Source organism: Microbacterium sp. NPDC055521, assembly GCF_053619695.1.
On the sequence record NZ_JBSHJX010000007.1, the window covers coordinates 147,156 to 153,633 of the forward strand.

A 6,478-nucleotide genomic window follows, 5' to 3' on the forward strand; every position below is an offset into this window, starting at 1 on the left:
GCCCGTCTCACACGCCGACGCGCGCGAACGCGTCGAGGCTGATGCCCTGATCGAGGATGGCCTTCGACCACTCCTTCGCGCTGTGCAGACTGTGGTCGCGGTAGTTGCCGCATTCCACGGCCGAGACGCCGGGCACGTCGCTCCACTCGGCTGTCTCGGCGATGAACTCCAGGCCGCCGCGCACGGCTGCGACGACATCGCCGACCGCAGGCTCGCCCCAGAAGATCGCGTGGAAGCCGGTGCGGCACCCGAACGGTGAGATGTCGATGAGTCCGTCGATGCGGTCGCGGAGCACACTGGCGAGCAGGTGCTCGATGGTGTGCAGACCTGCCGTGGGGATCTCGCCCTCGTTCGGCTGCACGAAGCGCACGTCGAAGTTGGAGATCGCATCGCCCTTCGGGCCGTGCTCGACGCCGATGAGACGCACGTACGGCGCCATGACGGCGGTGTGGTCCAGGGTGAAGCTCTCGACTTCGGCCATTGTCGCTCCTCTGCTCTGACGCGGGATTCGAGCCTAACCCGGGTCAGCCGCCGAAGCCCAGCGAGGGCGAGAGCGGGTCGAGCGAGATGAGCAGGCACGCGGTCCAGTGGCAGAGGAAGGCGAGCACCGTGCACACGTGGAAGATCTCGTGGAATCCGAAGTGCCCCGGCCACGGGTTCGGCTTCTTCATCGCGTAGATGATCGCTCCCACGGTGTACAGCAGACCGCCGATGCAGACGAGCACCATCATGGTGACGTTCGCCTGCAGCAGGTCGCCCATGTACATCACCGCGGCCCAGCCGAGTGCGAGGTAGAGGGCGACGTAGAGCCAGCGCGGCGCGTTGATCCAGAACACGCGGAACAGGATGCCGAGCACCGTGCCGCTCCACACCACGATCAGCAGCACGAGGCCCTTCTGCGGGGGCAGGGCGAGCACCGCCAGCGGGGTGTACGTGCCGGCGATCAGCAGCAGGATGTTGGCATGGTCGATGCGCTTGAGCACCGCTTTGGTCTTCGGGCCCCAGTCGAAGCGGTGGTAGAGCGCGGAGTTGCCGAAGAGCAGCAGCGACGTCACCATGAAGACCGCAGCGGCCCACTTGGCGGGTGCCCCCTGCGCGAGGAGGATGAGCACGATGCCGGCGACGATCGCGACGGGGAAGGTGCCCGCGTGGATCCACCCTCGCCAGGTCGGTCTCACCTCGACTGCCGCGTCGACGGCGGCCGCCTCCATCAGCGGGAGTTCGGGAACATCGGCGTCGTCTGAGGGGCGGGAGTTCACGCGCTCACTCTACGTTCGCGCGCATGCCGCCAGCGGTACATGTCCTGAGTGCGGCCGCAGGCCTGGGGCGGGTGGCGGTAGCGTAGGCACGTGACTGCACGCGAGAGCTCGGGACGGGGACCCCTCTATCGGCTCTACGGACGACGCCTCCGACGGCGGATCGATGTGTCGAAGGCTCCGCATCACGTCGCGATGATGATCGACGGCAACCGTCGATGGGCTCGCCAGCTCGGGTTCGACAGCGCTGCGGCCGGTCACCGCGCCGGAGCGGCGAAGATGCGCGAGTTCCTCGGCTGGTGCGATGAGCTGGGGATCGGCGTCGTCTCGCTGTACCTGCTCTCGGCCGACAATCTGCTCAAGCGCGACTCGAAGGAGATCGGCGACCTCATCGAGATCATCGCCGAGCTCGCCGACACGCTCGCCGAGCAGGGCGAGTGGCGGGTGCAGCACGTGGGACGCGCCGACATCCTGCCGCCGGAGCTGGCGCGGGTGCTGGCGGAGGCGCAGGAGCGCACCAGCGGACACACCGGGCTGCACGTGAATCTCGCGGTCGGCTACGGGGGCCGCAACGAGATCGTCGACGCGGTGCGCAGCATCATCGGCAAGCACAACGCCTCGGGCGGCACCCTCGAGGATCTCGCCGAGCAGCTCACCCCCGAGATGATCGGCGAGCATCTATACACCGGCGGTCAGCCCGACCCGGACCTGGTCATCCGCACCAGCGGCGAGCAGAGGCTCAGCGACTTCCTGCTGTGGCAGAGTGCGCACAGCGAGTTCTACTTCGTCGAGGCGCTCGGACCCGACCTGCGCGAGATCGACTTCCTGCGCGCCATCCGCGACTTCGCCGACCGCGACCGCCGATTCGGACGATGACGCCGCCGGCCTCGGCCGCAGCATCCTGACCCTCGTCGTTCACCCGAACGTCACCGATCTGTTCCGCGTGTCTCCCACCGTGTGCGCCCGGCGGAAGTACGTTCATGGCATCGGGCACCGTGTCCGGTCGGGTCGGCCTCAAGGTTCGCGACTCGTGACCCTGGTCGACTCGCTGCAGAGCCGGGAGCACATCCCGAGTGGGAGTGGATCGTGACCACACGTACAGCACAGCAGCAGTCCACGTCAGCAGCCCGAGCCGTGTCACAAGATGACACGGCTCTTCGCACATATGTGCTCGACACCTCGGTGCTGTTGAGCGACCCGCAGGCCCTGTTCCGCTTCGCCGAGCATTCGATCGTCCTCCCCGTCGTGGTGATCAGCGAGCTGGAGGGCAAGCGTCACGATCCTGAGCTCGGCTACTTCGCCCGGCGCGCGCTGCGCCATCTCGACGAGCTGCGCGTGGAGCACGGGCGCTTGGACTTCCCGATCGAGGTGGGCGATGGGGGAACTCTGCAGGTCGAGCTCGGCAATGTCGACATGTCGGTGCTGCCCGCGGGCATCCGGCTCAGCGACAACGACAGTCGCATCCTCGCGACGGCGGCGCAGCTTGCAGCAGACGGGCAGAACGTCACGATCGTGTCGAAGGATCTGCCGATGCGGGTGAAGGCCGCCTCTCTCGGGCTCGCCGCGGAGGAGTATCTGGCCGAGCAGGCGGTGGATGCCGGATGGACGGGCATCACGACCCTCGACCTCTCGGGCGATGAGATGAGCGACCTGTACGAGAGCGAGGTCGGCCTCAGCGAGGAGGTGCGCGGGATGCCCGTGAACGCCGGGCTGATCATCCACTCCGAGAGAGGCTCGGCGCTGGGTCGTGTCGTGGCCGACGGCGAGTACCGGCTGGTGCGAGGCGACCGCGAGGCGTTCGGGATGCACGGCCGGTCCGCGGAGCAGCGGATCGCGATCGACCTGCTGCTCGACCCGGAGATCGGAATCGTGTCGCTCGGCGGGCGAGCGGGCACCGGCAAGTCGGCGCTGGCGCTGTGCGCGGGGCTGGAGGCGGTGCTCGAGCGGCAGCAGCAGAAGAAGATCATCGTGTTCCGTCCGCTGTTCGCCGTCGGCGGTCAGGAGCTCGGCTACCTGCCGGGAGATCAGGGCGAGAAGATGAACCCCTGGGGCCAGGCGGTGTTCGACACCCTCGGGTCGGTCGTCTCGGGCAACGTGCTGGAGGAGGTCGTCGAGCGGGGGATGCTGGAGGTGCTGCCGCTCACGCACATCCGTGGCCGGTCGCTGCACGACGCGTTCGTGATCGTCGATGAAGCACAGTCGCTGGAGCGCAACGTGCTGCTGACGGTGCTGAGCCGCATCGGCCAGAACTCGCGAGTCGTGCTGACCCACGACGTCGGGCAGCGCGACAACCTGCGGGTGGGCCGCTACGACGGCATCGCGAGCGTGATCGAGACCCTGAAGGGACACGACCTGTTCGGGCACGTCACGCTGCAGCGCTCGGAGCGCTCGGCGATCGCCGCGCTCGTGACCGAGCTGCTGGAGGGCACCGAGCTGAGCTGAGCGGCGCGCGAACCGGCGGTCTTCTGCCGTTGCCGGCTTACATTCCGGGGGCTGACACTCCAGATGACGGACGTTCCGTGGGAATCCGTCCGACATCTGGAGTGTCGGCCCCCGATTCGTCTCGCGCCGCGGGTATTGAGGGCGGCCGGGAGGGGCGGATGCCGGGGATGTCGGGATGTCCGGATGCCGGATGCCGGATGCCGGATGCCGGATGCCGGATGCCGGATGCCGGATGCCGGATGCCGGGATGCGGGATGCGTCGGACGGGGCGCAGGCGCCCGACGAACGAGAGCCGGCACCGCGCGATCTAGAAGCCGCGCGTGCCGTCATGGGCCAGCCCGGGGAACCGGGGAGGGTGGGTCAGCAGCCGGGGGCGGAGGGCTGCTCCGCGCACGTGCGGGCGACAAGCGCGGTGCGTGCTTCGAAGATCCGTATCTGCTGCAACGGTCCGGCGATGTCGAGCCGGCCCTCGACCGGGAACCATCCGGCGCCCAGGTCGATCTCGGCGGTGTACGCGATGTCGACGCTTGCGTCGTAGGTGCCGCGTGCTGCGTAGGTGTGGCTGGTGTCGGTCGGGGTGAACTGCGCCTGGCTCAGGCTCTCCCAGCTGGCGCCGGGGGACGAGGTGGTCTTCGGCTGCCCATGGCCGTAGTGGAATGTGTACGCCACCGGTGTGAAGCGCACGTCGACCGGGAACCCGAACAGCTCGCCGGAACGAACGTGCGTCGCCGCCTCGGTCACGAAGTTCGTCGGCAGACCCGCGACCCCGAGATTGTCCGGCTCGCCGAGCACGGTGCCCTTGGCGGGGGAGAAGCTCGCGAGGTCCGTGATGGTGATCGGCGGTACTCCCGAGGAACTCGCGCGTTCCGCACGCTCGGCGTCGCTCAAGACGACGACATCCCAACAGCCCAGTCTTGTCCGCACCCCCGCCAATCCGCACCCATCGGAGGACGCGGATTGGCGGGGGCTGTTGCCGATCCTGGCGTTGGAACCGCCCGGTGAACCCTTTCCTGCGCCACGATGAGGTTGCTCCCCCGTTGAGGTCCTCGACCCCGAAACTTCGACGACACTGCCATTTATTGAGGAACCACAACCAGTAGCGGCGATACCGCATGATGGTGGCGTCGACGCGCCTATCGGAACGAGGGCGGCTGCGACCAGTAGCACGGTGCTCAGCTTGGGCATGGTGCTTCGTCTCCGGTAGTACGCGTAATTTTAAGCTCCCCGGACTCTTGCACCCCAAAGTCCACGACCAGAGACTGAATGTCAGCACGAGAGGCCGGGACGATCGAGACGCCGCTTGCGTCCAACAAGTCGGTTGCGGAGACATCAACGCAAACATGCATGGTGACGCCCCCAGAAGCTAAGTTCGCTTCCAGAGGGCGGACGCCCGTTATCACCGACGACCCCGTCATTGTGACTCCCGCTGCTTGGAGCTGGGTCAGGCTCTCCCGGATTGCGCTGTACGCTGCGTCGGCTGTGAGGTCGTATATGGCTTCGAACGAGTTGTCATTCGCCAGATCCACGCTGTTCTGAGCCTCTATGAAGGCCCGATACGTTTCCTCCGCGGCGGCGTACGCCTCCTCATCCGTGGCGAAGGCAGCCGTCTTCGTGGGCTTCGGAGTCGGCTTCGCCTCAGGGGTGCAGGCCGACAGCATCCCGATCAGCAGACCGGCGGCGGCGAGGGCCGAGCCTGTGCGCCCAAGGGTGGTCGTCATCGTCACCGCACCACGGTAACGCGGATCGTCCCAGCCCCGTTGAAGTTATCCACAGCCCTGTTCACGCCCGCTGAGCCGTCCGCTGCAGTGCCGCGATGATCGACAGCTGCACCGTAGCCCAGTCGTGGAGGATCTGGGCATAGTCGAAGTGCAGCGTCTCGTATCCGAGGGCGGAGGCCGCGGCATCCCGATCCAGGTCCTTGTGCCGCTTGGTCGGTCCGTCGTGATTCTCTTTGCCGTCTGCTTCGATGATGAGGCGTCCGTCGACGACGAAATCGACACGTCCGACGCCGGCGATCACGACCTGGCAGTCGAGGGCGATCCCCAGCAGATGAAGTCTCAGCCGCAGCAGCGACTCGAGGCCGCTGCCGGCATCCGCTCGCGCGAAGTCGACGAGCCACTTCGCGTGCGTCGGCAGCGCCTCGCGGATGCGAGCGCGCGCAGACCTGGTGAGCTTTCGCTGCTCCAGCGCCGACTCGAGTGAGGCGAAGAACGACTCCTCACCCTCGCAGCGATACAGATGCAGCAGAGCGGTTTCGACGTCGACGACGCCGAAACGGACGCGCCCGCGGCGGAAGAAGTGGCTGACGCACTGGCATCCGGAGTGCGGATAGACGCGACCACGATGGCCGACCCAGACATGCGGTGCCGTCTCCGATGACACAACCCAGACACCCATATGTCGCAGGGCCGCAGCACAGGTGAGCGCACCTCCGTGCCGTGCTGCCTCGCGCTCGCCGGCTGCGACTCCGGGTGCGGCGAAGACGCCGGGCCGCAACCGCTCGATCTCCCCGCTTCGCACTGCTTTGCTCAGCCGCATCCGCGTGACGCCGTAGTCCTGGAGCTGGGTACCCTGCGCGAGTCCGCCGAGGCGGGTGAGCAGGTCAAGAGGATCGAACATCCCCTCAGCATCCGGGACGCGGCGTGGGCGATTCGCCCTGTTCTCCGGGGATTGTGGACAACCCGTCCGATCGCCTGCGTTGGGGATGGATACAAAACGGGGGCCGACACTCCAGGTGTCGGACGGATCGTGGAGAAACGTCCGACATCTGGAGTGTCGGC

The 6,478-nt window shown here is 67.3% G+C and carries 7 protein-coding genes; 2 read left to right on the plus strand and 5 right to left on the minus strand.

Annotation, left to right across the window (positions count from 1 at the left end; genetic code table 11):
- Window positions 1-7: 7 nt before the first annotated feature.
- Complete coding sequence (locus ACWGSM_RS09160; RefSeq protein ID WP_452322600.1) at window positions 8-481, minus strand: S-ribosylhomocysteine lyase; 474 nt, start codon at window positions 479-481, stop codon at window positions 8-10.
- 43 nt (window positions 482-524) lie between these two features.
- On the minus strand, window positions 525-1,211 hold the full coding sequence (trhA, locus tag ACWGSM_RS09165) for a PAQR family membrane homeostasis protein TrhA (protein WP_452322612.1): 687 nt from the start codon (window positions 1,209-1,211) through the stop codon (window positions 525-527).
- Window positions 1,212-1,349: 138 nt separating this feature from the next.
- Here trhA and ACWGSM_RS09170 point away from each other — a divergent pair, with 138 nt between their 5' ends.
- Complete coding sequence (locus ACWGSM_RS09170; RefSeq protein WP_313355302.1) at window positions 1,350-2,132, plus strand: isoprenyl transferase; 783 nt, start codon at window positions 1,350-1,352, stop codon at window positions 2,130-2,132.
- Window positions 2,133-2,342: 210 nt separating this feature from the next.
- Window positions 2,343-3,698, plus strand: a complete 1,356-nt coding sequence (locus ACWGSM_RS09175; protein ID WP_452322601.1) for a PhoH family protein — start codon at window positions 2,343-2,345, stop codon at window positions 3,696-3,698.
- 360 nt (window positions 3,699-4,058) lie between these two features.
- Here the strand turns inward: ACWGSM_RS09175 and ACWGSM_RS09180 are convergent, their stop codons facing one another.
- From ACWGSM_RS09180 to ACWGSM_RS09190, 3 genes are all read right to left on the minus strand, one after another.
- Window positions 4,059-4,586: a hypothetical protein gene (locus ACWGSM_RS09180; RefSeq protein ID WP_452322602.1), complete on the minus strand. Its 528-nt coding sequence runs from the start codon at window positions 4,584-4,586 to the stop codon at window positions 4,059-4,061.
- A 284-nt stretch (window positions 4,587-4,870) separates the two neighbouring features.
- Complete coding sequence (locus ACWGSM_RS09185; protein ID WP_452322603.1) at window positions 4,871-5,422, minus strand: hypothetical protein; 552 nt, start codon at window positions 5,420-5,422, stop codon at window positions 4,871-4,873.
- Window positions 5,423-5,477: 55 nt separating this feature from the next.
- A complete protein-coding gene (locus ACWGSM_RS09190) occupies window positions 5,478-6,317 on the minus strand; it encodes a DUF559 domain-containing protein (protein ID WP_452322604.1) in 840 nt (279 codons plus the stop codon).
- Window positions 6,318-6,478: the final 161 nt, after the last annotated feature.

Bases quoted from the DNA above. Each gene is read 5' to 3' on its own strand.
- trhA (WP_452322612.1), bottom strand. From the start codon at position 1,211: ATGGAGGCGGCCGCCGTCGACGCGGCAGTCGAGGTGAGACCGACCTGG.
- ACWGSM_RS09160 (WP_452322600.1), bottom strand. From the start codon at position 481: ATGGCCGAAGTCGAGAGCTTCACCCTGGACCACACCGCCGTCATGGCG.
- ACWGSM_RS09190 (WP_452322604.1), bottom strand. From the start codon at position 6,317: ATGTTCGATCCTCTTGACCTGCTCACCCGCCTCGGCGGACTCGCGCAG.